This window comes from Kitasatospora phosalacinea (assembly GCF_030268885.1).
Classification (GTDB): Bacteria; Actinomycetota; Actinomycetes; order Streptomycetales; family Streptomycetaceae; genus Kitasatospora; species Kitasatospora phosalacinea_C.
This window is the reverse complement of sequence record NZ_BSSA01000001.1, coordinates 779,412-804,404: the sequence shown is the minus strand read 5'-3', so window position 1 is coordinate 804,404 and position 24,993 is coordinate 779,412. Positions and strand designations below refer to the sequence as shown.

21 protein-coding genes are annotated in these 24,993 nt (G+C 73.2%); 7 read left to right on the top strand and 14 right to left on the bottom strand.

From position 1 onward, the window contains the following. Nucleotides 1-173: 173 nt before the first annotated feature. The gene (locus QSK52_RS03505) at nucleotides 174-1,181 is read left to right on the top strand and encodes a LacI family DNA-binding transcriptional regulator (protein WP_285733362.1); all 1,008 of its coding nucleotides are present in this window, start codon (nucleotides 174-176) and stop codon (nucleotides 1,179-1,181) included. Between the two features lie 68 nt (nucleotides 1,182-1,249). Here the strand turns inward: QSK52_RS03505 and QSK52_RS03500 are convergent, their stop codons facing one another. The 3 genes from QSK52_RS03500 to adhP form a co-directional block, all read right to left on the bottom strand. Further along, nucleotides 1,250-5,551 carry a discoidin domain-containing protein gene (locus tag QSK52_RS03500; RefSeq protein ID WP_285733360.1) on the bottom strand — a complete coding sequence of 1,434 codons (4,302 nt, stop codon included), beginning with the start codon at nucleotides 5,549-5,551 and terminating at the stop codon, nucleotides 1,250-1,252. Nucleotides 5,552-5,753: 202 nt separating this feature from the next. Then, on the bottom strand, nucleotides 5,754-6,767 hold the full coding sequence (locus tag QSK52_RS03495) for a LacI family DNA-binding transcriptional regulator (RefSeq protein WP_285733359.1): 1,014 nt from the start codon (nucleotides 6,765-6,767) through the stop codon (nucleotides 5,754-5,756). A gap of 102 nt (nucleotides 6,768-6,869) precedes the next feature. After that, complete coding sequence (adhP, locus tag QSK52_RS03490; RefSeq protein ID WP_285733357.1) at nucleotides 6,870-7,883, bottom strand: alcohol dehydrogenase AdhP; 1,014 nt, start codon at nucleotides 7,881-7,883, stop codon at nucleotides 6,870-6,872. Nucleotides 7,884-8,079: 196 nt separating this feature from the next. Here adhP and QSK52_RS03485 point away from each other — a divergent pair, with 196 nt between their 5' ends. Both QSK52_RS03485 and QSK52_RS03480 read left to right on the top strand, forming a co-directional pair. Beyond that, nucleotides 8,080-8,925, top strand: coding sequence for a hypothetical protein (locus QSK52_RS03485; RefSeq protein ID WP_285733354.1), 846 nt, complete (start codon nucleotides 8,080-8,082; stop codon nucleotides 8,923-8,925). Between the two features lie 117 nt (nucleotides 8,926-9,042). Then, complete coding sequence (locus QSK52_RS03480) at nucleotides 9,043-9,954, top strand: PAC2 family protein (RefSeq protein ID WP_285733353.1); 912 nt, start codon at nucleotides 9,043-9,045, stop codon at nucleotides 9,952-9,954. 231 nt (nucleotides 9,955-10,185) lie between these two features. Here QSK52_RS03480 and mshC read toward each other — a convergent pair whose 3' ends face one another. The 4 genes from mshC to QSK52_RS03460 form a co-directional block, all read right to left on the bottom strand. After that, nucleotides 10,186-11,415 (bottom strand): cysteine--1-D-myo-inosityl 2-amino-2-deoxy-alpha-D-glucopyranoside ligase, encoded by a 1,230-nt coding sequence (gene mshC, locus QSK52_RS03475; protein ID WP_285733351.1) that lies wholly within the window; start codon nucleotides 11,413-11,415, stop codon nucleotides 10,186-10,188. Nucleotides 11,416-11,504: 89 nt separating this feature from the next. Then, complete coding sequence (locus QSK52_RS03470; protein WP_285733454.1) at nucleotides 11,505-12,302, bottom strand: SCO1664 family protein; 798 nt, start codon at nucleotides 12,300-12,302, stop codon at nucleotides 11,505-11,507. Between the two features lie 59 nt (nucleotides 12,303-12,361). After that, nucleotides 12,362-12,925: a DUF3090 domain-containing protein gene (locus tag QSK52_RS03465; RefSeq protein WP_033251891.1), complete on the bottom strand. Its 564-nt coding sequence runs from the start codon at nucleotides 12,923-12,925 to the stop codon at nucleotides 12,362-12,364. 196 nt (nucleotides 12,926-13,121) lie between these two features. Next, the gene (locus QSK52_RS03460; protein ID WP_285733349.1) at nucleotides 13,122-13,835 is read right to left on the bottom strand and encodes a histidine phosphatase family protein; all 714 of its coding nucleotides are present in this window, start codon (nucleotides 13,833-13,835) and stop codon (nucleotides 13,122-13,124) included. 62 nt (nucleotides 13,836-13,897) lie between these two features. On the opposite strand from QSK52_RS03460, the gene corA reads away from it, so the two are divergent. Continuing rightward, entirely contained in the window at nucleotides 13,898-14,887 is a 990-nt protein-coding gene (corA, locus tag QSK52_RS03455; RefSeq protein WP_352230260.1) for a magnesium/cobalt transporter CorA, read from the top strand. Nucleotides 14,888-14,910: 23 nt separating this feature from the next. On the opposite strand, the gene QSK52_RS03450 is transcribed toward corA, so the two are convergent. The 6 genes from QSK52_RS03450 to QSK52_RS03425 form a co-directional block, all read right to left on the bottom strand. Then, nucleotides 14,911-15,252, bottom strand: a complete 342-nt coding sequence (locus tag QSK52_RS03450; RefSeq protein ID WP_285733452.1) for an ALF repeat-containing protein — start codon at nucleotides 15,250-15,252, stop codon at nucleotides 14,911-14,913. A gap of 41 nt (nucleotides 15,253-15,293) precedes the next feature. After that, the gene (locus tag QSK52_RS03445; protein WP_285733345.1) at nucleotides 15,294-15,869 is read right to left on the bottom strand and encodes a copper resistance CopC family protein; all 576 of its coding nucleotides are present in this window, start codon (nucleotides 15,867-15,869) and stop codon (nucleotides 15,294-15,296) included. Beyond that, entirely contained in the window at nucleotides 15,866-16,456 is a 591-nt protein-coding gene (locus QSK52_RS03440) for a hypothetical protein (protein WP_285733343.1), read from the bottom strand. Before QSK52_RS03440 ends, QSK52_RS03445 begins: the two co-directional genes overlap by 4 nt. Nucleotides 16,457-16,563: 107 nt before the next feature. Further along, nucleotides 16,564-17,817, bottom strand: coding sequence for a putative PEP-binding protein (locus tag QSK52_RS03435; protein ID WP_285733340.1), 1,254 nt, complete (start codon nucleotides 17,815-17,817; stop codon nucleotides 16,564-16,566). Further along, complete coding sequence (locus tag QSK52_RS03430) at nucleotides 17,818-19,689, bottom strand: FAD/NAD(P)-binding protein (RefSeq protein ID WP_285733338.1); 1,872 nt, start codon at nucleotides 19,687-19,689, stop codon at nucleotides 17,818-17,820. Between the two features lie 119 nt (nucleotides 19,690-19,808). After that, the gene (locus QSK52_RS03425; protein ID WP_285733336.1) at nucleotides 19,809-21,317 is read right to left on the bottom strand and encodes an MFS transporter; all 1,509 of its coding nucleotides are present in this window, start codon (nucleotides 21,315-21,317) and stop codon (nucleotides 19,809-19,811) included. A gap of 282 nt (nucleotides 21,318-21,599) precedes the next feature. Here QSK52_RS03425 and QSK52_RS03420 point away from each other — a divergent pair, with 282 nt between their 5' ends. Then, a complete protein-coding gene (locus QSK52_RS03420) occupies nucleotides 21,600-21,923 on the top strand; it encodes an NIPSNAP family protein (RefSeq protein WP_285733335.1) in 324 nt (107 codons plus the stop codon). Between the two features lie 76 nt (nucleotides 21,924-21,999). Continuing rightward, nucleotides 22,000-23,202, top strand: coding sequence for a phthiocerol/phthiodiolone dimycocerosyl transferase family protein (locus QSK52_RS03415; RefSeq protein WP_285733333.1), 1,203 nt, complete (start codon nucleotides 22,000-22,002; stop codon nucleotides 23,200-23,202). Nucleotides 23,203-23,283: 81 nt separating this feature from the next. Here the strand turns inward: QSK52_RS03415 and QSK52_RS03410 are convergent, their stop codons facing one another. Then, nucleotides 23,284-23,694, bottom strand: coding sequence for an SgcJ/EcaC family oxidoreductase (locus QSK52_RS03410; protein WP_285733331.1), 411 nt, complete (start codon nucleotides 23,692-23,694; stop codon nucleotides 23,284-23,286). 204 nt (nucleotides 23,695-23,898) lie between these two features. On the opposite strand from QSK52_RS03410, the gene QSK52_RS03405 reads away from it, so the two are divergent. Further along, nucleotides 23,899-24,933, top strand: coding sequence for an LLM class flavin-dependent oxidoreductase (locus QSK52_RS03405; protein ID WP_285733330.1), 1,035 nt, complete (start codon nucleotides 23,899-23,901; stop codon nucleotides 24,931-24,933). The last annotated feature ends 60 nt before the right edge of the window (nucleotides 24,934-24,993 follow it).

Sequence of the window (24,993 nt, the reverse complement as noted above, 5' to 3'; positions counted from 1 at the left end):
CGTAGGTCCTTGAACCACGCCACGCAAGAGGTTGACGAGAAAGTGAAAAGTTACGACTGTGCATCGACGGCCGCTCGTCGCCGTTAAGCCTGGCCCCGTGCGGTTAAGAGTGGCCTCGGCCGACTTGCAGGCATCCTTGCCGGTTCTTACTTGATTCTGTTCTACTTTTGCGCATGAAGAGCAAGCTCTCCGTGGTCGCGAAGCACGTCGGCGTCAGTGAGGCCACGGTCAGCCGGGTCCTGAACGGCAGACCGGGCGTCGGCACCGCCACCCGGATCGCCGTCCTCACCGCCCTGGACGTGCTGGGCTACGAGCGGCCGAGCCGGCTGCGCGGCGAACGCGCCCGGCTGATCGGCCTGGTGCTGCCCGAGCTGCAGAACCCGATCTTCCCGGCGCTGGCGGAGGTGGTCGGCGGCGCGCTCGCGCAGGGCGGCTTCACCCCGCTGCTGTGCACCCGCACCGCGGGCCTCGGCGAGGCCAGCCACGTCGGCGTGCTGCTCGACCAGCAGGTCTCCGGGGTGGTCTTCGCGGGCGGGCACTGCGCCCAGGCGGACGCCTCGCACGAGCACTTCGCGCAGCTGCGCGAGCGCGGCGTCCCGGTGGTGCTGCTGAACGCCTCGGTGGAGGAGCTGGGCTTCCCGCAGGTCTCCACCGACGACGCGGCCGCGGTCGCCCAGGCCTTCGCCCACCTGGCCGCGCTGGGGCACGAGCGGATCGGTCTGCTGGTCGGGCCCGAGGACCACGTCCCGTCCCGCCGCAAGCTGGCCTCCTTCGCCGAGCAGTACGCCCTGCGCGGCCGCGAGCCGCACCCCGGCTGGGTGGCGCACACCATGTTCGGCCTGGAGGGCGGCCAGGCGGCCGCCGGGCGCCTGCTGGAGACCGGCGTGACCGGGGTGATCTGCGCCAGCGACCCGCTCGCCCTGGGGGTCGTCCGGGCCGCCCGGCGGGCCGGGCTGGACGTCCCCCGCGGCCTGTCGGTGATCGGCTTCGACGACTCCCCCTTCATCAACTGCACCCGGCCCCCGCTGACCACCGTCCGCCAGCCGATCGAGGCGATCGGCCGGGCCGCGGTCTCGCTGCTGGTCGGCCGGATCGACGGCGCCCCGACCGCGCCCGGCGAGCTGCTGTTCGAGCCGGAGCTGGTCGTCCGGGCGTCCACCGGCCCGGCCCCGCGGCGCTGAGCCCGGGCGGGCGGGCACGACGGAGAGGGCGGGCGCCACGGGCGCCCGCCCTCTCCGCGTACGGGGTGCTACGGGTTGACGGTGATCTTCAGGGTCGAGGTGGTGTTCTGGATGTCCTTGTAGTTGTTGCTGAGCGTCAGGTGGTTGAAGGTGACGCTGCCGACCGCCGGGCCCTGGCCCGCCTCCGGCATCTCGTTGGCCCAGATGCCGAACCCGGACTTGGCGTCGAAGGCGTCACCGCTCCTCTGCGCCCCGCTGATCGACACGTTGGTGAAGACGGTGTCGGTGATCGGGTTCTGCGGCTGGCCACCCGAGTAGTTGGTCTGGAACATGATGCCGCTGTAGGTCGGGTCGACGATGTCCACGTCGCTCACCCGGATGCCCTGGAACACCTTGGAGGCGGAGAAGACCCAGATGCCGGGGAAGGTCTGCCCGTTCCAGAAGTGGCCGCCCGCCCGCACGATCGAGATGTTCTGCAGGTCGGTGGTGGGCGAGGCCCCGAAGCCGTTCATCGGGTAGCCGAAGTCCAGCGAGGAGATGGTGACGCCCGAGTAGCAGAGGGTGTCCGCGATGTAGATGTTGCGGAAGGTGTTGGCGTAGCCGCCGTACACCGCGACGCCCGCCGCGCGCCAGGTCAGGACCGAGGTGAGGTTCTGGAACACGTTGTTCTTCTCGTCCGCGCCGCCCGCGTCGATCGCGGAGAACAGCGCGAAGGAGTCGTCACCGGTGGCCCGGGCCTCGTTGTTGGAGACCAGGTTGTCGGTCGAGCCGTTGGTCATGTTGATGCCGTCGGCGAAGGTGTCCCGGATCCGCGAGTTGGTGATCGTCATGAAGTCCGTGTTGGCGCCCCAGTACATGCAGACCATGTGCTCGGTCCAGATGTTGTCGATCGTGATGTTCGCGACGTTGGCGAAGTCGAACACCTTGCCGGGGCCGTCGATCCGCGAGGTGTAGTTGCCGAAGTAGGCGAACCCGCTGAAGGTCGAGCCGTTGGCGGTGGACTCGGCCCGGAAGCCGACGTCGGTGTTGGACTGGCTGGTGGGGGCGTAGAAGCGGGTGAACCACGGGCCCGCGCCGACCACCTTCACCGGCTTGCCGTAGACCTGGAACTTGCTCGCGGTCTGGTAGTCGCCCGCCGGGAGGTAGACGCCGACCAGGGTGCCGGTGGTGTCCATCCGGACCTTGTCCAGGGCGTTCTGCACGTCCTGGTGCGAGAAACCGGCCGGGACGGCGTACTTGGCCGGGTCCGGGTTCGGGATCTGGGTGGCCTGCTCCAGGCTGACGAAGTCGATCGCGTACTGCGAGGTGTTCGCCGCGTCCTTCTGCAGCTTGATCCTGTGCCCGGCCGGGACGGTGGTGCCCAGCAGGACGTTGGCCTCGTCGTAGACGTGCCGCGGGCTGCCCGCGCTCGGGGTGTTGCCGGGGCTGGTCTCCGAGCCGTACAGCCAGGCGTACTTGGAGGTCAGGTCGATCGACTTGAGGAAGCTGCCGTCCACGTAGACGTTCAGGGTGGCGTTGGTGCCGTCGCCGCCCGCCGCGTCCGGGATGGAGAACCGGGTGACCAGGGTGTTGGTGGCCGCCTTGGTGGTGAACTCCACCGAGGAGCCGGTCGAGTTGAGCGTGACCGCCTTGCGGCCGGACGCCTCGCCGGCCAGGTCGCCGATGGTGCGGTTGGGGCCGATCACCTGGGCGCCGCCGCCGAGCGCGCCGTCCTCGGCCTCGTAGGTGTCGAAGGGCATGTTGGCACCGCGGCCGACGTACAGCGACTGGGTGCTGGTGTTGTTGGCCTGCTTGACCGGCAGCTCGTTGCCGTCGTTCGCGATGACCGTCCTGACCGTGTAACGGCCGTTGGCGGCGGTCCAGCTGCCCAGCGAGACGGGGCCGCCGGTGGCGCCGGGGGCGAGCGTGCCGCTGTACGCGCCGGTCAGGGTCTTCAGCACGGTGCCGCTGGTGGCGTCCGCGATCGTCACGGTGATGCCGTGGCTGCCGGAGGCGCTGGCGACCGTGCCCTGGTTCTTGACCGCGACGGTGAAGTTCACCGCGCTGCCGTCGGCGGGGTTGGAGGGCGACCAGGTCGACGGGGCGGCGACCAGGTCGGAGGAGGCGACCTGGTTGACGGTGAGCGCGCTCGCGGCGGTGAACGAGTTGTTGGTCTCGTCCTGCTCGACGACCTTGTTGTCCTCGTCGACCTTCGCGGTCAGCTGGTAGCTGCCCGCGTTCTGCGCCGGGATCTGCGCGGTCACGGTGGTGGAGGCACCGGCCGCGAGGGCGCCGACGGCGGCCGAGCCGACTTTGGTCGCGCCGAGGTAGAAGTTGACCGAGGTGGCACCGGAGGGGTTGGTGCCGGCGTTCTTCACCACGGCCGAGAGGGTCGGGGTGTCGGTCTCCACCGGGGCGGCCGGGTTGCTGCTCACCGAGGTGACGGTCAGGTCCGGGTTGGGGGCCGGGACGCCGATCACCTGGAATTCGGCGGCCTGGCCGCCGCTGGAGCCGGAGTTGGCGGTGAACTTCAGCTGCACGTCGGCGACGGTCGCGGAGACCGGGATGGTGACGGTGTTGCCGCTCGCCGGGTCGAAGGCGTAGCTCTGCGCCGGGACGATCGTGCTGAAGCCGCTCGCGTTCTGCTCGCGGCCGTCCACCTCGATGGTCTGGGTGCGGGGGCCCCAGGCCGAGGCCGGGTTCAGCTTGACCACCACCGCGCTGGTGGTGGCGTTCGCCCCCAGCTTCACCGCGAGGGTGTTCGGGTAGCTGCCCGCGGCGGCTTCCCAGTAGGTGGAGGTGTCGTTGTCGTTGGCGTTGGTCGCCACGAAGGTGAAGGTCGACGAGGAGGCCGAGATCGGCTTGCCCGCCGCCAGGTTGGTGCCCGTCCCGCCGCCGCTGCCGGTGCGCACCACGGTGTTGGAGGCCGCGGAGGTGTTGCCCGCCGCGTCCTTGGCCTTCACGTAGTACGAGACGGTCGCGGTGTCCGGCTGGCTGTCGGTGTACGTCAGGGTGCTGCCGGAGACGCTGCCGCGCAGCGCGCCGTTGGCGTACACGTCGTACCCGGTGACGCCCACGTTGTCGCTGGAGGCGCCCCAGGTCAGCTTCACCTGCCCGGAGGCGGGCGAGGTGTAGGCCAGGTTGGCCGGGGCGCTGGGCGCCTGGGTGTCGCCGGACTGGCCGGTGCGGGTGACGGTGTTGGAGGCCGCGGACTGGTTGCCCGCCGCGTCCCTGGCCTTCACGTAGTACGACACCGTCTGGCTGTCGGAGCGGCTGTCGGTGTACGTCAGGGTGCTGCCCGACACCGAGGTCAGCAGTGCGCCGTTGGCGTACACGTCGTACCCGGTGACGCCCACGTTGTCGCTGGAGGCGCCCCAGGTCAGCTTCACCTGCCCGGAGGCGGGCGAGGTGTAGGCCAGGTTGGCCGGGGCGGTGGGGGCCTGGGTGTCGCCGGAGGTCGGGCCGTACGCCTCGAACTCGGAGAGCTGGCCGGCCGGCCAGGCGGTGTTGCCGGTGAAGGTCAGCCGCAGGTAGCGGGTGGTGGTGGTCGCCAGGTTGACGGTCACCGCGTTGCCGGACGCCGGGTCGAAGACGTAGTCGGCGGAGGCGGCCAGGTCGGTGAAGTTGCTGCCGTCGGTGGAGCCCTGGACCTTGAGCGTCTCGGTGCGCTTCTCCCAGCCGGTCGGCAGCTTCAGCACCAGCTTGTTGACCGGGACGGCCGAGCCCAGGTCGCCCTGGACCCACTGCGGGAAGGCGTTGTTGGTGCTCTCCCAGTAGGTGGCCTGGTTGCCGTCGCCGACGTTGCCCGCCACGTAGGTCTGCGAGTAGCCGCTGGCGGTGAAGGGGCGTCCGGCCAACAGGTTGGCCGGGGCCGAGGCGGCGCCGTAGACCTCCAGTTCGGAGACCTGGGCGGCCTGCCAGCCGGTGTTGGCGGTGATGCTGACCCGCACGTAGCGGGCGGTGGTGGCCCCGAAGGAGATCGTCGCCCTGTCGCCGGAGGCCGGGTCGAAGGTGTAGTTCGCCGAGGAGGTGATGGTGGAGAAGGTGGTGCCGTCGGTGGAGCCGAGCACGCTGAGCGTCTCGGTCCGGGCGCCCCAGGAGGAGGGGACCTTCAGCACCACCGTGTCGATGGCGGCGGCCGAGCCCAGGTCGACCTGGACCCACTGCGCGGAGGCGAGGCCGTTGGACTCCCAGTAGCTGTCCTGGTTGCCGTCGTTGACGTTGCCGGCCGTGTAGCTGCCGTTGGTGCTGGAGGCGGTGACGGTCTTGCCGAGCGCCAGGTTCGGCCCTCCGGCCGCCTGCGCCGCCGGGAGCAGCGGCCCGGCGAGCAGGAGCATTCCCAGCGTGGCCGACGACGCCGTCAGCCGCGCGGTTATGCGCTTCGATCTCATGACGTCCCTTCACAAGGTCGAGAAGATGACAATCTTCTGTCCATCTTTTGCGTGATGGCAGCCAAGAGTTACAGCGGGGCTACGAGCATGTCAACGGATCGGTCCGAGCGTGCGCATACGAAAAGCGGGCGGGCACCGAAGTGCCCGCCCGCTCGGCGGTCTCGTCGTGGCGCCCCGTCAGGGGCCCGCTACCGGCTGCCGGTCAGCTCCGCTCCCGGGCCGGCGCGGTCGAGCCGCGCACCACCAGCTCGGGCTCGAACAGCAGCTCGTCGTGGGTGACCCGGACCCCGGCGATCTCGCCGACCAGCAGGTCCACCACCGCGCGGCCCATCGCCTCGATCGGCTGCCGGACCGTGGTCAGCGGCGGGTCGGTGCACATCATGAACGAGGAGTCGTCGTACCCGACCACCGACACGTCGTCCGGCACCGCGAGCCCGGCCCGGCGCACCGCGCGCACCGCGCCCAGCGCCAGCGGGTCGCTCGCGCAGACCACGCCGGTGACGCCCTGGCGCAGCAGCCGGGTGGTGGCCGCCTGGCCGCCCTCCAGGCTGAACAGCGCCCGTTCCACGTGCGCGTCCGGCAGTTCCAGGCCCAGCTTGGCGACCACCGCGCGGGCCGCGGCCAGCTTGCGCTGCGAGGGCATGTGGTCCAGCGGGCCCAGCACCAGGCCGATCTTCGTGTGCCCGAGCTGCCGCAGGTGGCCGAAGGCCTGCTCGACCGCCACCGCGTCGTCGCAGGACACCCGGGGGAAGTCCAGGTCCTCGATCGCCGCGTTCAGCAGCACCGTCGGCAGGCTGCGCTCGGCGAGGCGCTGGTAGTGGTCGTGCGGGGCGTCGCCCTGGGCGTACAGGCCGCCGAAGAAGACCACGCCGGAGACGTGCTGCTCCAGCAGCAGGTCGACGTAGTCGGCCTCGGAGACCCCGCCCGCGGTCTGGGTGCACAGCACGGGAGTGAAGCCCTGGCCGGCCAGCGCGCCGCCCACCGCCTCGGCGAACGCCGGGAAGATCGGGTTGCCCAGCTCGGGCAGGACCAGCCCGATCAGCCGGGCGCGCTCCCCCCGCAGCTGGGTGGGCCGCTCGTAGCCGAGCACGTCGAGGGCGGTGAGCACGGCCGCCCTGGTCGCTTCGGAGACACCGGGCTTCTCGTTCAGCACCCGGCTGACGGTCGCCTCGCTGACTCCGACCTTCTTCGCCACCTCGGCGAGTCGTCGTGTCATGGGCCGAGTGTACGACAGAAAACGCAAGCCGCTTGCGTTGATTTGCAGAAGAGGACGGGACCGTTCGGTCCCGTCCTCCGCCCGCGTCCCCGCCGTGCGGGGTCAGCGCAGGTCGAACACCAACCGGGCCGAGACCTTGCCCGCGAGCACCTCCGCGAAGCAGTCGTTGACCTCCTCCAGCCTGCGGGTCTCCCGGATCACCCTCGTCCGGCCCAGCCGGTGCAGCCGGAACACCTCCGCCAGGTCCTGCCGGGTGCCGACGATCGAGCCGATCACCTTCGTCCCGTTCAGCACCGTGTCGAACACCGGCAGGGTCAGCTCGCCCTCGGCGGGCAGGGCGACCAGGACGAGGGTGCCGCCGCGGCGCAGCGAGTCGTAGGCGGCCCGGAACGAGGCGTTGGAGACCGCCAGCGAGACCGCCGCGTCCGCGCCGCCGAGCTTCTGCACCTCGTGCGCGACGTCCTGGGTGCGGGCGTCGACCACGTGGTCGGCGCCCAGTTCCTTCGCCAGCGCCAGCTTCTCGTCGGTGACGTCGACGGCGACCGTCTCGGCGCCGGAGATCCGCGCGTACTGCAGCGCCAGGTGGCCGAGGCCGCCGATGCCGGAGACCAGCACCCGGGTGCCGGGCCGGGCGCCGGAGAGCTTCACCGCCTTGTACGTGGTGACGCCCGCGCAGGACAGCGGGGCGGCGTCCATCGGGTCCACCCCGTCCGGCACCGGGACGACGTAGTCGCCGTGCGCCAGCGCGTACTGCGCGTACGCGCCGTCCACCGAGTAGCCGGAGTTGTGCTGGCTCGGGCACAGCGTCTCCCAGCCGGTCACGCAGTAGTCGCACCGGCCGCAGGCGTCGGCCAGCCACGGGATCGCCACCCGCTCGCCGACCTGCACGTGCCGGACGTCCGCACCGGCCGCCTCGACGATCCCGACGCCCTCGTGGCCGGGCACGAAGGGCGGGGACGGCTTGACCGGCCAGTCCCCGTGCGCGGCGTGGATGTCGGTGTGGCACAGGCCCGAGCACTCGATCCGCACCAGCACCTGGTGCGGCCCCGGGGTCGGCACCTCGCGCTCCTCGATCTCCAGCGGCTCGGTGAAGTCCCGGACGACGGCTGCCTTCATGTCCTTCTCTCCTCGCAGGCTGAGCGACGGTGACAAAAGGGGCGAACCCCCCGAACAGCCTGCGGGTTCCCGGGCCGAACCGCGAACGGACGCGCCGCCGCGGAGCCGGGGCCGGTTTGACGAAAACCCGTCACCCCGGGGCGGGTCGGGCGGTTAGCCTGCCCACGGACCACCGCACGGCACGGAGGAAGGAACCATGGAGCGCACGCGTACCCGCACCCGCACCCGCGCCCGCAGGACCGGGACGGGACCGGCCCTGCTCACCGCCGCACTGCTGGCCGCCGGGCTGCTGCTGGCCGGCTGCTCGTCCGCCGGGCACCCCGCGGCCGCACCGCCGCCCAGCGCCACCGGCTCCTCCGCCGGTTCCTCGGCTGCCGGCCCCTCCGCGCCCGGCAGCGGCGCCAGCGCGGCCTACCACGCGCCCACCGCGGCCCCCGGCTCCACCGACCTGCCGCCCGACCAACTCACCGACGCCTACTTCGCCGAGGGCTCCTGCGCCCGGGCGCTGCCCGCCACCCTCGGCAGCGACGCGCCCCGCTACGAGATGACCCCGTGCGACTCGCCCCAGGCCGAGGCCAGGGTCACCAAGCGCAGCGGCACCCTGACCGGCGTCGCCGCCGCCCTCCCGCAGGGCGCGGACTGCCCCGACGGCACCGACGTCGCCCTCGACCTGACCCAGAACACCCTCGTCCCCGACATCACCAAGGGCCGCTCCGCCTGGGCCTGCCTGCGCAACCTGCACGACCCGCACCCCGGCGACCCCGGCGGGGGCGGCGGCCCGGGCATCGTGGTCGGCGACTGCGTGTACGCCACGAAGGACGCCTCCGGCCGCGAGGGCACCGCGGAGACCCGCTGCGACGGCGGCGGCGAGCACGCGCCCGAGTACAAGGTCGACAAGGTCTACGTCTCCAAGGCCGTCACCGGCACCAAGGAGAAGCAGCCGAGCTGCCCGGACGGGGCCACCGTCAGCTTCACCCTCCCGCCCGCGCCCGGCACCCTCGCGATGAACGCGGTCGTCGCCTGCGCCGAGCCCGTCGGCTGACACCACTACGCTTGGGCACCTCGCCCGGTCCGCGGGGGCATTCAATGCCCGTAGGCTGGGCAGTAAGGGACCACGGGGGCGGCAGTTGCCCCCGCCACTGACGGAGGGAGATGCCGGGTGATCGAGCTGGAAGACCTTCCCGAGTTGATCGACCCGGTGATGATCTGCGCCTTCGAGGGCTGGAACGACGCCGGCGACGCGGCCTCCGCCGCGCTCGGGCACCTCGACGAGACCTGGGGCGGCAAGGTGTTCGCCGCGCTCGACGCCGAGGACTACTACGACTTCCAGGTCAACCGGCCCACCATCTGGCTCGACGGCGGGGTCCGCCGGATCACCTGGCCCACCACCCGGCTGTCGGTGGTCCGGGTCACCGAGCCCAAGCCGCGCGACCTGGTCCTGGTGCGCGGCATCGAGCCCAGCATGCGCTGGCGCTCCTACTGCAACGAACTGCTGGGATTCGCCCACGAACTGGGTGTCGAGCTGGTCGTCATCCTCGGCGCGCTGCTCGGCGACACCCCGCACACCCGGCCCGTCCCGGTCTCCGGCGTCACCTCCGACCCGACGGTGGCCCGCTCGCTCGACCTGGAGGAGAGCCGGTACGAGGGCCCCACGGGCATCGTGGGCGTCCTCCAGGAGGCCTGCGCGCACGCCGGCGTCCCCGCGGTGACCTTCTGGGCCGCCGTCCCGCACTACGTCTCGCAGCCGCCCAACCCCAAGGCGACCCTCGCCCTGATCAACAAGGTCGAGGACCTGCTCGACCTGCGCATCCCGCCGGGCGAACTCGCCGACGACGCCAGGGCCTGGCAGCTCGGGGTCGACCAGCTCGCCGCGGAGGACTCCGAAGTCGCGGAGTACGTCCAGCAGTTGGAGGAGGCGCAGGACACCGCGGAGCTGCCGGAGGCCTCGGGGGACGCGATCGCCCGGGAGTTCGAGCGGTACCTGCGGCGGCGCGAGAACCAGGGGCCGAAGGGCGAGAAGCCGATCACCGGTCACGCGACGGAGCGGCCGAAGGACGAGGACGAGGAGTAGGCGCTTCACGCGCAGCGTGACGCTCAGCGTGGATCGGCCCCAGGAGGGTGGTGCTCTCCTGGGGCCGATCTTGCTGTGGGTGCGTGGTTGCTCGCGCAGTTCCCCGCGCCCCTGCTGGGGCGCGGGAGTCGAGCGGGCGACAGGGGGCTGCGCCCCTGCCCCGCGGAGACCCTTGGCGGGGCGCGGGGGGCCAGGAGGCGACAGGGGAGGCTGTGCCCCTGCCGTACGGGATTACAGGGCCACGCCCAGGAGGGCGTCGACGGTGCGGGAGACGAGGCCCGGGGCGCCGGTGTCCTCGCCGCCCTCCGCGTGGGCGGTGGCGGCCCAGCGGTCGACGGCGGCGAGGGCGGCCGGGGCGTCGAGGTCGTCGGCGAGGGCGGCGCGGACCTCGGCGAGCAGCGCCTCGGCGGGCGGCCCGTCGGGGCGGGAGACCGCGGAGCGCCAGGTGGCCAGGCGGGTCAGGGCGGCGTCGAGGTCGGCGGCCGTCCACTCCCAGTCGCTGCGGTAGTGGTGGGCGAGCAGGGCGAGCCGGATCGCGGCGGGGTCGATGCCGTCGCGGCGCAGGGCCGAGACGAAGACCAGGTTGCCGCGGGACTTGGACATCTTGTGCCCGTCCAGGCCGACCATGCCGGCGTGCACGTACGCGCGGGCGTAGGGGTGCTCGCCGAGGGCGACCTGGGCGTGGGCGGCGCCCATCTCGTGGTGCGGGAAGGACAGGTCGCTGCCGCCGCCCTGGATGTCGAAGTCCATGCCGAGGAACTGCAGGGCGATGGCCACGCACTCGATGTGCCAGCCGGGGCGGCCGTGGCCGAGCTCGGTCTCCCAGGCGGGTTCGCCGGGGCGGGCGGAGAGCCAGAGCAGGGCGTCGAGCGGGTTCTTCTTGCCGGGGCGCTCGGGGTCGCCGCCGCGCTCGGCGAAGACCGGGAGCATCTGCTCGCGGGTGAGGCCGGAGACCTCGCCGAAGCGCGGGTCGGCGTCGACCGAGAAGTAGACGTCGCCGTCGACCTCGTAGGCGGCGCCGGAGGCGAGCAGGCGCTGCACCAGCGGGACGATCCACGGGATGGACTCGACGGCGCCGATGTAGTGCGCGGGCGGGAGCATCCGCAGCGCGGTCATGTCCTCGCGGAACAGCGCGGTCTCGCGCTCGGCGAGTGCGGTCCAGTCCTGGCCGGTGGCGACGGCGCGCTCCAGCAGCGGGTCGTCCACGTCGGTGACGTTCTGGACGTAGAGGACGTCGTGGCCGGCGTCCTTCCAGACCCGCTGGATCAGGTCGAAGGTGTTGTAGGTGGCTGCGTGGCCCAGGTGGGTCGCGTCGTAGGGGGTGATGCCGCAGACGTAGAGCCGGGCGGTCGGGCCGGTGGGCACGACCTCTCGGACACTGCTCGTGGCGGTGTCGTGGATGCGCAGGGGAAGCCCCTGACCGGGCAGGGCGGGAACCTCGGAGGCGGGCCAGGCATGCATGGGACCGACTCTAACCTTGCGATCATTTGAAAGACCAACCTACGGACGCGATCGGCCGGAATCGATTCGTCCTCGGTTTCGGATCGGTATCAGACCGGCGGCCAGGGAATAGAAGGCCACTCCCGTGACGGCAGCGGGTGCCGCCCGGAGGCGCGCAGCGCGGCCGTCCGGGCCTTCAGCGCGTCGAGCTCGCCGGGCGTCAGGTGCGGGCGCAGCCGTTCGCCGAGCGGGCCGTCGAGGTCGGCGGCGAGCTTGGCCAGGACGTCGAGCGCCTCGGCGGTGAGCGGCTGTTCGGCCCAGCCCCAGAGCAGGGTGCGCAGTTTCGGGTCGGTGTGGAGGGTGACGCCGTGGTCGATGCCGTAGATCCGGCCGTCGGCGGCGGGCAGCCAGTGGCCGCCCTTGCGGTCGGCGTTGTTGAGGACGGCATCCAGGACGGCGAGGCGGCGCAGCCGGGCGTCGTCGCGGTGCACCAGCCAGACCTGGCGGCCGCCGTCGACCTCGGCCCGGACCACGGGCAGCCAGCCCTCCCGGACGCCGTCCAGGGGCTGCAGGTCGAGCAGTTCGGGGGCGTCCGGGTCGGGCTCGATCCACAGCTGGACCATGCCGGGCCCGGCCGGGCCGTCGCGCAGCACGGTGGGCGGGACGAGGTGCCAGCCGGTGGCGGCGGAGAGCTCGTGCGCGGCGGTCTCCCGGCCGGCCAGGGTGCCGTCCGGGAAGTCCCACAGCGGGCGCTCCCCCGCGACCGGCTTGTAGACGCACGGGGCGGTGACGCCGTCCAGCGTGACGGTGCAGTACAGGACGGCGTTGGAGGCGTCGGTGACCCGGCCGTGCACGGCCAGGGCGCCCTCGCGCAGCAGGGTGAGCGCGGTGGCCCGGTCGGCGGCCAGCGCGGCGCTGGTGGCCGGGTCGGTGCCGGGGGCGTCCGCCACCTCGGGGCTCTCCTCGTTCAGCGCCGGTAGCCGTTCGCGCGCGGGCACAGGTGGCCCTCCGGGTCGAGCGGGAGGTTGCAGAACGGGCAGGGCTTGCGGCCCGCGGCGACCAGGTCCAGGGCGCGCTTGGCGAACACCCGGGCCATCGCACCGCTGAGCCGGACCCGGAGCAGGTCGGGGCCGTTCTCGTCGTCGAAGACCTCGGCCTCGTTCTCCTCCTCGGACTCCTCGACGTACGCCTGCGCCTCGACCACCAGGCACTCGTCCCGGGCGTCCCAGGCCAGGGCCATCGTGCCGACCCGGAACTCCTGTTCCAGCGGCAGGTCGAGCGGGGCGGTGTCGAGCAGTTCGGCGGGGGCGACGGCGGGGATCGGCGCCTCGCCGCCGCTGCGGCGCAGCGCCTCGTCGAGGACCTCCTCGATGCGCTCGGCGAGCGCGGCGACCTGGGTCTTCTCCAGCAGGACGCTGGTGATCCGGCCGCGCGAGGAGGCCTGCAGGTAGAAGGCGCGGGCGCCGGGCTGGCCGACGGTGCCGGCCACGAAGCGCTCGGGCTGGTCGAAGAAGTGGACCTGACGGGTCACGCTGCTCGCTCCGGAGGGGGGTTGCGGTCTTCTCGATCTCACCCTACGGCCAAACCGCCCCGGTGCGGCACACGGGCGGTCGGTTCCCGTGCGCGGCCGGGCAGTTGGCCCCGGGGCGGGGTGGTGGTGCTCCGTGCCCGGACGGCTCCGGTGGGTGTTCGGACGCCGTCCGGGCCCGGGGCTCGGGGCTCGGAACTCAGGCGGTGGCGGTGCCGGTCTCGGCGCCGGTCTCGCCGCCGACCACGGCGTCGTCCCCGGCCGAGTGCCCGTGCAGGCGGGGGGCCAGGGCGGCCAGCGAGCCGGTGTCGCCGAGGCGCAGCAGGTAGGGGCGGTGGGGGGTGTAGCGGATCGCGGTGACCGAGCAGGGCTCGACCGAGATCCGCTGGAAGTGGTCGAGGTGCAGGCCGAGGGCGTCGGCGACGATCGCCTTGATCACGTCGCCGTGGGTGGTGGCGACCCAGAGCGCGTCCGGCCCGTGGTCGACGGCGACCTTGTCGTTCCACTCGCGCACCGCGTCGACGGTGCGGTGGCTGAGCGCACGCAGCGACTCGCCGCCGGGGAAGGCCGCGGCCGAGGCGTGGTCCTGGACGGTGCGCCAGAGCGGTTCGCCCGCCAGTTCGGCCAGCGGGCGGCCGGTCCAGTCGCCGTAGTGGCACTCGCCGAGCCGCTCGTCGAGCGCGGGGGCGGCCAGGTCGGGACGGGCCGCGGCGAGCGGCTCCAGGGTCTGTCGGCAGCGCTCCAGCGGGCTGCTGACCAGGCGGGCGATCGGGAGCCCGGCGAGCCGCCCGGGCAGGGCGGCGGCCTGGGCCCGCCCGGTGTCGTCCAGGTCGACTCCGGGCGTCCATCCGGCGAGGATCCCGGCGGAGTTGGCGGTGGACCGGCCGTGGCGGACGAGCAGCAGGGTGGGCATACCTGAAGGGTACGGGGTCGAACCCGCCCCGCGGGCCGCCGCTTCGGGTCACAATGGCCAGCATGATCGTGGATTGCGGCATCTACCGGGACGGGAAGCGCACCCAGGGCCCCGCGGACTTCTCGGACGCCCTGGCGGAGGTCCGCGCGGCCGGTGACGGCTTCCTGTGGATCGGCCTGGCGGACCCGACCGCGGCGGAGTTCGACCACGTCGCCGACGAGTTCGGCCTGCACCCGCTGGCGGTGGAGGACGCGGTGACCGCGCACCAGCGCCCGAAGGTCGACATCTACCGGGACTCGGTGTTCACCGTCCTGAAGACCGCCGCGTACCACCAGGAGAACGAGACGGTCTCGATCGGCGAGCTGATGATCTTCCTCGGCGACTCGTACGTGATGACCGTCCGGCACGGCCCGGAGAGCCCGCTCAAGGACCTGCGCAGCCGGTTGGAGGCCCAGCCCGAACTGCTCGCGCACGGGCCCGCCACCGTGCTGTACGCGGTCTGCGACCTGGTCGTCGACCAGTACCTCGACGTGGCGACCGAGTTGCAGACCGACCTGGACGAACTGGAGGAGGCGATCTTCTCCCCCGGGCGCTCGCGCGGCGCGGCCGAGCGGATCTACGGCTTCAAGCGGCAGGTGGTGGGCTTCCGCAAGGCCACCTTCCCGCTGATGGAGCCCGCGCTGCGGCTGACCCGGGCCGGCTCCGACGTGCAGGTGCCGTTCGTCGCCGCCGAACTGCGCCCGTACTTCCGGGACGTGGCGGACCACCTGGCCAAGGTCAACGAAGTGGTGGAGGGACTGGACCGGCTGCTGTCCGACATCCTGTCCGCCAACCTGGCGCAGGTCAGCGTGCAGCAGAACGACGACATGCGGAAGATCTCCGCCTGGGCCGCGCTGGCCGCCGTACCGACCATGATCGCGGGCATCTACGGGATGAACTTCGAGCACATGCCGGAGCTGCGCCAGGCCTGGGGCTACCCCGCCGTGCTGACCCTGATGGCGGGCGTCTGCATCGGTCTGCACCGGCTGTTCAAGCGGGCGGGCTGGCTGTAGGGACGCCGGAGGGAGCGCCGTGGTCACGGCCGCGGGACGGCCGCGACCACGGGTCGGGTGACCGCAGGCCGGGACTCCTGGCGACGACGGGCGGCCACCAGGGTGCCCGCGCCGAGCGCGATCGCGGTGGCACCGCCGACGGCGAGGGCGCCCACCGGGGCGGCGGTGCCGGTGGAGGCGAGGTCGGCGGCGGTGCCGCCGGTGCCGTTGCCGCCCTGCCCGGCCGCTGCGTCCCGGGCGCGGGCCTCGGCGAGTCCCATGGTCAGGAACGCGCTCAGCGCCTCCGGGGTACCGGCGTCCAGCGCCGCGCCCGCGGCCTTCCGAACCTCCGGGCCGCCGACCGACATCGCCTTCGAGACCTGCAGCAGGTAGTCGGCGGACCGGAGGCGCGGCGCGGGTCGGCGGGTCAGCGGGTGCGGGCCGGGGAGCGGCGGAGGCGTGGGGCGCGGAGCAGTAGGAGGGCGGCTCCGGGGAGCAGGAGGGCGTCGACGCAGATCAGCAGGAGGTTCCAGGCGCCGTCGACGCCGTGCTGATGGGTGGGGGCGTCGTCGTCCGCGGGGGTGGCGGGTCGGTCGCCGGGGGCGGCGGCGGTTCCGACGCCGAAAGCGGTCGTGCCGGAGACCTCGCGACCGCCGTCCAGGACGAGCCGGTAGGTGACCTGGTAGCTGCCCCGGGCGTCGATGCGGACCGGGGTGACCAGGCGGTGGCCGTCCAGCCGGGGCGGGCCGTCGGTGACGGAGGTGCCGTCGGGCCCGTTGACCTGGAGGTAGACCGTTCCCGGTCGGAAGTCGTCGCCGGAGAAGGTCAGCGCGACCTCCGCCGGAGCCCGGTCCTGGGCGCTGCCGTCGGCCGGGGTGACGCCCGCCAGCCGTACCGGCTGGCGGGCGCTGACCCAGAGGAGTCCGAGCAGGAGCAGTACGACGACCCCGGTGCCGAGAGCCATGGTGCGCCGGAAGGACCTGGGCGAGCCGGTGCCGGTCACGCGTGCGCCGCAACCTCGTGGCGGCGGACGGCGTGCTGGCAGCTGCACGTCATCTCGGACAGTTCCTGGCGGTTGGGCCGCAGGTGGTAGTACATGCCGATGACCATCGGGATGAAGACGATCGTGTTGTAGAAGAGGTGCAACTCAACTCGGGGGAAGACCAGTTGCAGCACCGAGGTCGGTACCGCCTTGCCGAACAGGAAGTGCCCGGTCTGCGCCTGCAGCAGCAGGAGCAGGTGCTCGATGTGGTGCCAGAACTGGATCCCCAGCGCCACCGTCCACCAGGTGCGGCCCCGCCCGATGAACCCGGGACGCAGCAGGAACAGTCCGACGAGCATGACCAGGGCGTAGCCGTAGTGCATCCACTCGGAGGTCACCAGCCACGGGAACTGGTACCCGAGCAGGCCCTTGGACTTCGGGACCGGCCAGCCGAGGCCCCAGATCTGGTACGCCTGGGCGATGTGCTCGGCCCAGTGGCCGAGCACCACCAGCATGAAGATGTTCAGTGCGGCGCGGTGCGACCCGTGGTTCAGGTGGCCGAGTGGTCCTCTCGGGCCGGTCGCGGTCGGTGCGGTGCGTGTGGTCATGGGTCGGGACTCCCACGGGATGAGGGGGCAGGGGGGGTGTCTCGGGGCACGCCGGGGCGTGTCGCGCGCGCCCAAGCCTGGTGGCCCCGCAGCGGGTTCCGCTTCTCTCAGCGTGCCCAGGTTCCCCGTCCGGCGGGGGCGGCCGACGGCCGGAGGACCTGGGTGAGTTCGGCGGTGCACATCATGTAGCCGTCGGGGGTGGGGAGCCGGTCGAGGTAGTGGGCGAGGTCGGCGCCCAGGGAGAAGACCCGGACCGGGGTGCCGGCGGCCCGGGCGGCCTCGACGACCCGGCGGACGCCGTCGAGGACGGCGGGGTGGCGGGTCTGGTAGGAGTCGGCGACGAGGTGGTTGCCGCGGTCGGCGGCCAGGTAGAACTGGACCAGGTCCTTGACCCCGACGAACAGTTCGCTGGCGCCCGCGGCGCAGATCCCCGGGGTGGCGTGGACCGCGGCCGGGGTCTCGATGAAGGCGGAGAGCGGGACGGTCGGGGGCAGTTCCAGGTGCTCGCGCAGCTGGGCGTACTCGTCGGCGTCGTTGAGGAACGGGACGGAGAGGTGGACGCGCGCCGCCTGGTCGCCGAGCCGGGTGCGCAGCGTGTCGAGCATCCCGTGCAGGGCGTCCCGGTAGGGGGCCGAGCCGAGCAGCCACCGGGCGCCGTGCAGGCCCAGTTCGGGGTTGGGCTCGACGGCGACGGCGGACTGCTCGGTGACGCTGGCGGCGTGGTCGGAGCGCAGGTCGAGCAGGCGCAGCACGAGGCGCTGGCCGGGGATGAGCTCCTCGACGAAGGAGCAGAGGCGTTCGGCGAGGGCCCGCCCGTAACGGGCGACCTCGTCGGGGCCGCCGGCGAGGGCGTCGAGCGGACTCAGCCCGGCGGCGAGGCAGAGGAACTCCTCGCGGATGAAGAAGGTGTCGACGCGTCCGGCGTCCGGGCCGCAGGAGTTGACGGTCCGGATGTCCTGGAAGTCGGCGATGACCGCGCAGGCGGCGCCGAGGTCCGCCACGGTGGGGAGGGCGGCGCCCGACACGGGGGCGGGCGCCGGGGCCGGGTCGGGGTCGAGCAGGATCGAACCGTTCTCCAGGTCGAGGGTGACCTCGCCGACCAGGGCGGCGAGGTCGGCTTCGTCGACCCTGAGCACGGGGATGCCGCGGCCGCGGCAGAGGGACTGCATGTGGCCGGTCTGGCCGCCCCCGCCGCAGACCACGGCCCCGGCCGTGACGATGGCGTCGTACAGGCCCGCTTCCAGGTGGGGGGCGATCAGGATGGTCCCCTCCTGGGGGCGCCCGGTGCGGTTGCAGGTGCCGCGCAGGGTGGCCCGGGTGCCGCCGGTGAGCATGAAGCCCTGGATCCGTCGCCCGTTCACTCAGTCCTCCGTGTCCTCGTCGCTGTCCGCGTTGTCGGTGATCCCCAGGTGACGGCGCAGTTGGCGCGGCGTCATGGAGACGTCGGTGAGCCTTCGGACGGCGGCCCGGGTGACCGCCGCGCGCAGGCGGCGGGGTCCGGGGTCGTCCGGGGTGGTGAGGGGGCCGACCAGGGCGTCCAGGCGGGCGTCGATCCGCTCGCGCCGGGCCCGGGCCGGGGTGGCCATCCTCCGCACCTCCAGGTTCACAGCCTCCTCGAACAGGGGGTCGGACGCTTCCTCGAACGTGCCGTCAGAGGCGCCGGATCCGGCCAACTCCCGGGCCGGAACAGGAACACCGGGGGCGGGGTCGTCCGCGGGTCCGGCGAGTTCCACCTGCTCGATGACGTGGGCGGCGACCGCGATGGAGTGGTTCTTGATGGCGGCGAGGTTGAAGGCGAAGGCGCCGGTGCGGCCGTTGCGCACGATCTCGTCGCCCTCGCGCAGCGGGCCGACCGCGGTGAGCGGGCCGCCGGGCTCCCCGGACGGCGTGAGCAGCACCCCGCGGTGGTCGACCTCCAGGCCGCGGCCGGTGCGCTCGTGCGGGGTGACCAGGCCGCGGCGCAGCAGGTTGCGCCACAGCGGTCCGGTGACCCGCCGGTAGTCGGTCTCCCGGCCGAAGTTGGCGACCACCAGGTCCGCCGGGACGGTCAGCTTCTCGTCGGCGCCGGCGACGGTGACCTCCAGGCGGCCGGACCCGATGGGGACGACCGTCCGGACGGCCCCGACCAGCAGGCGGACCGGGCCTGAGCGCACGGCCCGCTCGATGACGTCGAGGGTGTAGGGCACCGCGCCGACCCGGAGGGCGGCGATCGCGGTGCCGTACTCGTCCAGCAGGCAGCGCAGTTCGGCCGAGGGGATGCGTGCGAGGGCCTCGGGCAGGTGGGGTTCCCAGGCCTTGGCGACGCGTTCGGCGACCACGTCGGGGGCGGTGCCGGGGTGGTCGCGGGCAACGGCCTCGCAGGCCGTCGTCCATTCGGCGCGGACCCGCTCCAGGAACTCCTGGCGGCCGCGGTAGGGCTCCAGTAGCGTGCGGGGACAGGGCAGGCGCAGGACGCCGTGCTCGTGGCCGCCCGGGTAGGAGCGGAACATGGTGCCGCTGCGGGAGACCAGCGTGATGCTCCCGGTGTGGCCGCGGCGCAGCAGCAGGCCCGCCGAGTCGTAGGCGCTGAGCACCGTGCCGACGATGACCACGTCGGCCTCGGGCGGCAGCGCCTCCAGTCGGCGCACGCCGTCGGCCGAGTAGGGGTGGCGGACGAACCGCGGGTGGTCCAGCACCTCGCCGGCGAAGGGCAGTTCGCGTTCCTCCAGGCCGGTGGCGAGGACCACCTGCGCGGCGGGCAGCACGTGCTCGGTGCCGTCGCCCAGCCGGACCGACAGGTCGGCCCCGGCGGGGGTGGGCACCAGGTCGAACGCCTCGCCGTCGGTCTCGGTGAGCAGGACGCCGGGGGCGGCCTGGCGGGCGGCCTCGGCGAGCCGTTGCTCCAGGTAGTCCTGGAATATCCGCCGGGGTGCCGGGCCCGGCTCGGTGAACTCGTGGTCGGCCCAGTGCGCGGGCCAGTCACCGCGGTCGGCATCCCGGTTGGCCCAGTGGACGAAGTCGAGGACGTCCTCCCGGAACACCGACATCCGCCCGGCCTGGATGTTGAAGACGTAGTCCCAGGGGTTCCCGGAGCGGTGGTAGGCGACCCCCGCGGAGCGGTAGTCGGTGCGCCGCTCCAGCAGGACGACCTCGACGGGGCGGCGGGCGAAGCGGAGCATCCTGATGGCGGTGGCGGTGCCTGCCAGCCCGGCTCCCACCACCACGATCCTGGGGCGGTGCGCTGTGCGGGTCATGCTGAAGCCTTTCGGTCGCGGAGCGGGGGCCGGGCCGGGAACCGCCCGAGCGCCGCGTCGGGGGGACGCGGCGCTCGGGCGGTGCCGGGGACGGTGCGGGGGACGGCGGTCGGCCGGGGTCAGTCGGAGGCGGCCGTCGGGGAGGGGACGGCCGCGGGGGCGGCCGGGGCGGGGCGGCGGGCCCGCAGGACGACGCGGGACAGCAGGAGGCCGGGGACCACGCCGAGCGCGGCCACCACCAGGATCCAGACCGCGCTGGTGGACATCGCGGTGCCCAGGACGTGGGCGCGCACCCCGTCGCCGGTCCGGTCGACCAGCGTCAGGTACAGGGCACCGTACACCGCGATGCCCCCGACCTGGCCGAGTTGGACGATGGTGGTGAGCAGTCCACTGGCGTCCGCCGCCTTGTCCATCGGCACGTTGACCAGCGCCTGGGTGAGCAGCGGGCTGACCGACAGGCCCATGCCGACGCCGTTGAGGATCGTGCCGATCCACATCAGCGCGCCGCCGGAGCCGCCGTCCTGCATGGCGATCGCCACCAGGCCGTAGGAGAGCGCGGAGACCGCCAGGCCGCCCGGGGCGAGCAGGTGGTGGATCCGGGCGGGAAGCTTGCGCCAGTAGAACCCGGCCAGGCCGAAGGTGATCGACATCGGGAGGTAGGTCAGGCCGGCCCGCAGCGCGGTCTCGGCGAGGCCCTGCTGGAGGTGCAGGGTGAAGACGAACAGGAAGCCTCCGTAGGTGAGTTGGACGCACACCACGGTGATCATGGCGATCGACATGCCGGGGGCCCGCAGGACGGCGAGGTTGAGCAGCGGGTCGCCGCCGCGGGCCGCGATGCCCCGTTCGACCCGGACGAACACGGCGGCGAGCACGACCCCGGCGGCCATGCAGACGAACGTCCAGGCCGGCCAGTCCAGTTCGCGGCCGAGAACGGCGGGCAGCACCAGCAGGAACACCGCCGGGACGGCCAGGGCCAGGCCCTGCAGGTCCAGCTTGCGGCGCCCGGTCGGGGCGTCCTTCGGGAGCAGCCGCGGGACGAGCGCGATCAGGACCAGGCCGATCGGCACGTTGACCAGGAACACCGGGCGCCAGCTGGCGCCGAACAGGTCCGCGTTGACGATCACGCCGCCGAGGACGAGGCCGGCCACCGCGCCGGTCGACAGCACCGCGCCGTACGCGGACAGCGCCTTGGCGCGCGCCGGGCCCTGGAACTGCATCTGGATGACGCTCATGATCTGCGGCACCATGACCGCCGCGCTGGCGCCCTGGGCGAAGCGGAACACCACCAGCGTCGCGGCGTCGGGCGCGAAGGCGCAGCCCACCGAGGTGAGGGTGAACGCGACGACGCCCAGCAGGTACATCCGGCGCCGCCCGTACAGGTCACCCAGCCGGGCGCCGGTGATCAGCAGCATCGCGTAGGCGACCGTGTAGCCGCCGACGACCAGTTGCAGGGACGCGCCGGAGGCGTGCAGTTCGGTGCCGATCGAGGGCATGGCCACGTTGACGATGAAGACGTCGACCAGGCCCATGAACTGTCCGAGCAGCAGCAGTACCAGCATCATCCACCGCCGGTCGGACTCTGCGGCGGGTGCCGCGGTCGGCTGCGTCGCCGACCCTGCCGTGGTCATGGCTCTCTCCGTTCGGTCGTTCCGTTCCCGGGACGCGGCGGGGGCCGTCGGCCGGGCTCGGTCTACATACCGGCGACGGGGCCGGAACTCATCGCCGTTCGCGCGCGGACCCGCGCGGAAGTGGCGGGCGCTCGGGGCGGAATCCGTCCGGAGGTGCCCGGGGCACTCAGGGAGAAGTGCGCCCGGGTGCGCCGTGGCTAGGCTCCCGGACGCGAACCCGCACCGCGCCGGACACCGGTCATCGGGTCCACCATGCCTTCCCTGAAAGGGAGTTGAGCTCACATGATCTACGAACTGCGTGAGTACACCGCTGTCCCCGGCCGCCTGCCCGACCTGATCCGCCGGTTCAACGAGCACGCCGTGGAGCTGCTCGGCAAGCACGGGATGGAGGTGGTCTTCATCTCGCTCACCGAGTTCGGCCCGCAGACCATGGGCCAGGTCGTCTACGTGCTGCGGCACGACTCCTACGACGCGCTCGAGCGCAACTGGACGTCCTTCTTCGGCGACCCGCGGTGGATCGAGGCCAAGCGGCTCAGCGAGCTCGACGGCCCGCTGGTGGCCCGGCTCGACCGCCGAATCCTCACCCCCGCGCCGTTCGCGCCGTGACCGGGGCCGACCACCCCGCCGCCCTCCCCCGGACACCCCACCGGCGGGTCCCGCCGGACGCCCGAAAGGTTCGCCGATGACGCACGAGTGCCGTTCCCTCACCTTCTTCGAGTCCCTGTTCTACCTGTGGCGCGTCGGACCGGTCGTCGCGAGCGTGACGCTGGAGGGCCGGGTGGACGCGGAGGTCCTGGAACGGGCCCTGGAACTGCTCCAGCGCGACCACCCGCTGGTGCGCTGCTCCTTCCGCCGCACCCCGGACGCGGTCCTTGTCGAACTGGCCGACGACGGGCCCGGCCTGGAGCTCGTCGCCCCGGGCGACAACGGGCTCGCGCAGATCCTCAACACCGCGCTGCCGGACGACCGCCGGATCTACCGGGTCACGCTCGCCCAGGGGCCCGACTCCGCGGTGCTCAGCTTCGCCGGCGACCACGCCGGCAGCGACGCCCGGCTGAACACGCTGCTGCTGCACCGGCTGCTGGGCCACTACGCCGACCTGCTGCGCGGGGTGGAGCGCCCGCCGAGCGGACGGTCCGCGTTCGAGGGGTCGCTGGAGGAGGCGCTGCTCGCCGCGTACGAGCCGGGACCGGTGCGGCTGCCGCCGGCGGGCGAGCCGCCGCTGACCCTGCACGGGGCGGCCGACGCACCGGGCGAGCTGGCGGTGCGCGCCTTCGCCTTCGAGCCGGAGGTCACGGCCGCGCTGCTCGCCGCCGCCCGCCGGGAGGGCGTCTCGCTCACCAACCTGCTGGTCGGGGCGATGGCGTGCGCGGTGCGCTCCCGGTTCCCGGAGGCCGGGCCGCTGCCGGTGGCGCCCGCCTTCGCGGTCGACCTCCGCTCCCGGGTGGAGCCGCCGATCGCCCCGGACGCGCCGTTCTGCTGCGTGGCGCGGCTGGTCTGCTCCACCGGCGTCGGCCCGGACGACCGTCCCGCCGAGGTGGGGCGGCGGATCGGTGCGCAGCTCAAGGAGGCGCTGGCCCGGGAGGAGGTCCAGCACCGGCTGGTCTCCCAGCGCGAGGTGGGCGAGGCCACCCCGCTGCCGCCGATCTCGTTCATGGTCTCGAACATCGGCGTCATCGAGGAGTACCCGGTGCCGGAGGGCCTGCGGGTCACCGACAGCCGGTGGGCCACCACCTCGCGCGGGCCGGTGCCGACGCTGTTCGGCTCGACCGTGAACGGCCGGCTCACCCTCGACCTGGTCTACGACACGGCGTTCCACCGCACCGGAGTGATCGAGGAGCTGGCTAAGCAGTTCGAGGCGCTCCTGCTGGCCGGTCTGGACTGACGGCCCGGCCCCGCCCGCGCGGAAGGCCCCCGCTCCGGACCGGAGCGGGGGCCTTCCCGCGGTGCGCACCGCGCCCGGGGGTCAGTGCGCGGGCGCCAGCATCGCGCTGTTGTGGTAGGCGGCGATGTACCAGGAGCAGTCCTTCTTCTCCAGCACCCAGGTCGCGTTGATCTTGCGGGCGTCGGGGACCTCGCTCTCCCCGGCGAACAGGATGCCGGACTCGCTGACCACGATCGCCGCGGAGTCCCCGAGGAAACGGAGGCTGAGCTGCTTGTTGTAGGTCGAGCTGCCCTTGAGCATCCCCTCGAAGCCCTTGGCCATGCTCTCCCGGATCACCTCGCGGCTGCCGCGCAGCGAGCCGGGCAGGATGGCGGTCGCGTCCTCGTTGTAGTGGGCGACGAAGGCGTCGGCGTCGTTGGCCTCCCATGCCCGGTAGGTCGCGCCCAGCACGGCGTTGATCGCGGCCTCGTCTTCGGTACGGGTGACGGACATTGGAATCTCCCTCGGAGCAGGTCCGTCTGGCTGTTCCGACGGACTCACCCGTACATACCGGCGGCGCCCGCGGAACTCATCGCGGCGGGCGGGGTTTTTTCCGCGGGCCTGCACAACGTGGGAGAAGCCCGGTGCCGGGGGCGGGAAATAGCGTCGTGGCCAGGTGTTCGACGCTTCGGGCGGGAGGTCCAGGTGGGTAGTGGGTTGAAGACCAGGCCGGGGTTGGCGGTGCAGGCCGGGACGGTGCCGCTGGCGGTGCGGGTGGCGGTCGAGGCCGAGCGGCGCGGGCTGCCGTCGTTCCACTCCAGCGAGTTCTACGACCGCTCGGCGGTGGTGACGCTCGCCGCGGTCGCCGCGGCGACCTCGCGGATCCGTATCGGGTCGGCCATCGCCTGGGCGCTGGGGCGCACCCCGGTGGCCACCGCCACCGAGTTCCGCTCGCTGGCGGAGCTCGCGCCGGGCCGGGTGACGCTGGGGCTGGGCACCGGGAACCCGCAGGTGATCTCCGACTGGCACGGCCTCGACGAGGCCCGGCCCGCGGCCCGGCTGGCCGAGCTGGTGCCGCTCGTCCGGCGGATCTGGGAGGTCGGTACGGAGCCGGTAGACCACGAGGGCGCGTTCTACCGCTGCCGCATCCCGGTCGACCCGACGCTCCAGCCCTGGCCCCGGCCGACCGACCCGGCCGGGACGGAGCGCCCGCCGATCCTGCTGGCCGGCGGGCGGGGCCCGATGCTCCGGGCCGCGGGCGCGGTCGCCGACGGGCTGATGGGCCTGCCCCTGTGCAGCGCCGCCTTCACTGCGGAGGTGGTCCGGCCCGCCCTGGCGGCGGCCGCGGAGAAGGCCGGGCGGGAGCGCCCCGTCCCGATCACCGGGATGACCATCTGCGCGGTGAGCGAGGACCCGGCCCGGGCCCGGGCGCTCGCCGCGACCCAGCTGGCGGTGTTCGCGGCCCGCGCCTCGGCGGCCCCGCTGATCGCCTTCCACGGCTTCGGGTCCGAGGTCGCGGCGATCCGCGAGGCGCTCGGGCGGCGCGACATGCCGGGCGTGGCGGCGGCCGTCTCCGACCGGATGCTCGACACGCTGGCCGTCCACGGCACGCCCGCGGAGGCCAGGGAGCGGTTCGCGGCCGTCTTCGACGGCGTCTACGACGAGTCCCTGCTGTTCACCGCGGGCAAGGGCATGCCGGAGGGCGGCTTCGAGGACAGCCTGCTGGGCGCCTGCGAGGCGTTCGGGGACTGACCCGCCGCGCCTCCTCCGGGCGCGCGCACTCGGGCAATACCGAAGCAGCCCGGCCCCGCC